The organism is Dietzia sp. DQ11-44 (assembly GCF_014145205.1).
Lineage (GTDB): Bacteria > Actinomycetota > Actinomycetes > Mycobacteriales > Mycobacteriaceae > Dietzia > Dietzia natronolimnaea.
In genome coordinates, this window is the sequence record NZ_JAALEC010000370.1 from 1 (window position 1) to 1,885 (window position 1,885).

The window sequence follows — 1,885 nt, forward strand, 5'->3', positions numbered from 1 at the left end:
ACGGTCCCGCAGGGCCTCGAAGTCGCGCCCGTACCGGTAGTCCTCCCCGCCGCGCCGAGCCGGGTCGAGCGGTGGCTCGGCGAGGTTCGGGAACTCGGAGACACCGGTGATCGGCGCTGTGCGGTGGGCGATGTCGGCATCGCGGGCCTCGCGGACCCGGGCGATCGCGGCGGCGACGCTCCCCGAGGCGATGGCGGCGGCGAGTCCTCCCTCGGCCTCGACGGTCTGGAACGCGGACCAGGCGGCCTCGGCGAGCGAGTCGGTGAGCGACTCGACGTACCAGGATCCTCCGGCGGGATCGACCACATGCCCCAGGTGGGACTCCTCGAGCAGCAACAGTTGGGTGTTGCGCGCGATGCGCTCGGCGAAGGCCGGTGAGGCGCTCTCCAGGCCCCCGGGCAGGGAGGCGTCGAACGGCAGGACGGTGACGGAGGTGGCACCGCCGACCCCGGCCCCGAACGAGGCGAGAGTGGTGCGCAGCATGTTCACCCACGGGTCGCGTCGCGCCATCATGGCCGAGGAGGTGACGGCGTGCTGCGGCGCATTCCCCGCGTCGGGTGCGCCCAGGAGTTCGGCGACGCGGGCCCACATCAGGCGCCCGGCACGGAACTTGGCGATCGAGACGAACTGGTCGTCCGTGGCGGACAACCGGAACGTGATCTGGCGCAGGGCGACCTCGACGGCGAGCCCCGCCGACACCAGCGCCCGGACGTACTCCAGGCCCGCGGCCACGGCGTAGGCGAGCTCCTGCGCGTCCCCGGCGCCGTCTGCGTGGAATACCGTGCCGTCGGCGACGAAGGTCCGGACGGTCTCCTCGCGCTCGGCCACGCGGACGGCGAGGCCGACCGCCGCGTCGAGGTCGACCGATTCCGACGACGCGCCCGCGGCGTACGCGGAGGTGACCGGTGTCGCGCCGAGGTCGGCGATCACCGCGGACCGGTCGGTCACCCCGTCTCCTGCCGACCTGCGCTGGTCGAGCAGCTCCAGGAACGCGTCGGTGACCTCGACGAGGTCCGATCCGGCGTCGAAGGTCACCGGCGCGAGGTCCAGGTAGACGTCCTTGAGGACGGCGGCCACGTCGGCGGCCGGCACCCGCAACCACAGCGCGGACGCGCCCTGGCCGAGAAGGTCCAGGACCGAGGTGTTGACCTCGCTCGGGTCGCCCTTGGCCTCGACCCTGGCGCTGACGTGCCAGCCGTTCTCCGGGAGCCCCGACCGGTCCCCTCCCCGCACGAACGGGAACGACCCCGGAGCCGGGCGCTCGGGCGTCTCGTCGGCGCGCGTGTAGAGGGGGTTCACCTCGATCCCGTCGCGGGTGGTGGCCACGAGGGCGCGCCAGGCGTCCTCGGGCATCTCGGCGGGATCCTTGCGGGCGGCCTTCGCGAGGACGGCTCCCACAGAGGCGTACCAGGAGTGAAGGTCGGGACCTGTGGTCGGACTGGACACCGGTACCTCGTTCTCTTGTGGAGTGAAGGGGGTCACCACGGACTCTAATGCAGCCCCTCCCGCTGTCGAGACGTGACCATGTGTGCGGGGTCACCAGGGGTGGGCTCCGCGATCCCGGCGACTACAGTCGACCCGTGCGCGGACGGGTGATCTGGTGGGTGGCGGTCGTCCTGGCCCTGGTGGTGCTGGCCACCGTCGTCCCGACCCCGGGACTGGAGCAGCTGCGCGATTGGGCGGATGAGCTGGGCCCGTGGTTCCCGGTCGCGTTCTTCTCCGCTTACGCGATCGTCACCGTGGCGCCGGTCCCCCGGTCGACCTTCACCTATTCGGCCGCTGTGCTCTTCGCTCCCGCGGTGGCGATCCCGTGGTCACTGGTGGCCTCCGGGATAGCGGCCACCCTCGCGTTCGTCGGCGTCCGCCGTCTGGGCCACCGCCGCAC

Annotated in this window: 1 protein-coding gene and 1 pseudogene; one reads left to right on the forward strand and one right to left on the reverse strand. The window is 72.5% G+C overall.

The window, feature by feature from the left end:
* Positions 1–1,446: methylmalonyl-CoA mutase family protein (locus G6018_RS09915; RefSeq protein WP_182639506.1), on the reverse strand; the 1,446-nt coding region annotated here is incomplete at its 3' end.
* A 134-nt stretch (positions 1,447–1,580) separates the two neighbouring features.
* On the opposite strand from G6018_RS09915, the pseudogene G6018_RS09920 reads away from it, so the two are divergent.
* Positions 1,581–1,885, forward strand: a pseudogene (locus G6018_RS09920) (TVP38/TMEM64 family protein); the annotation flags it as partial.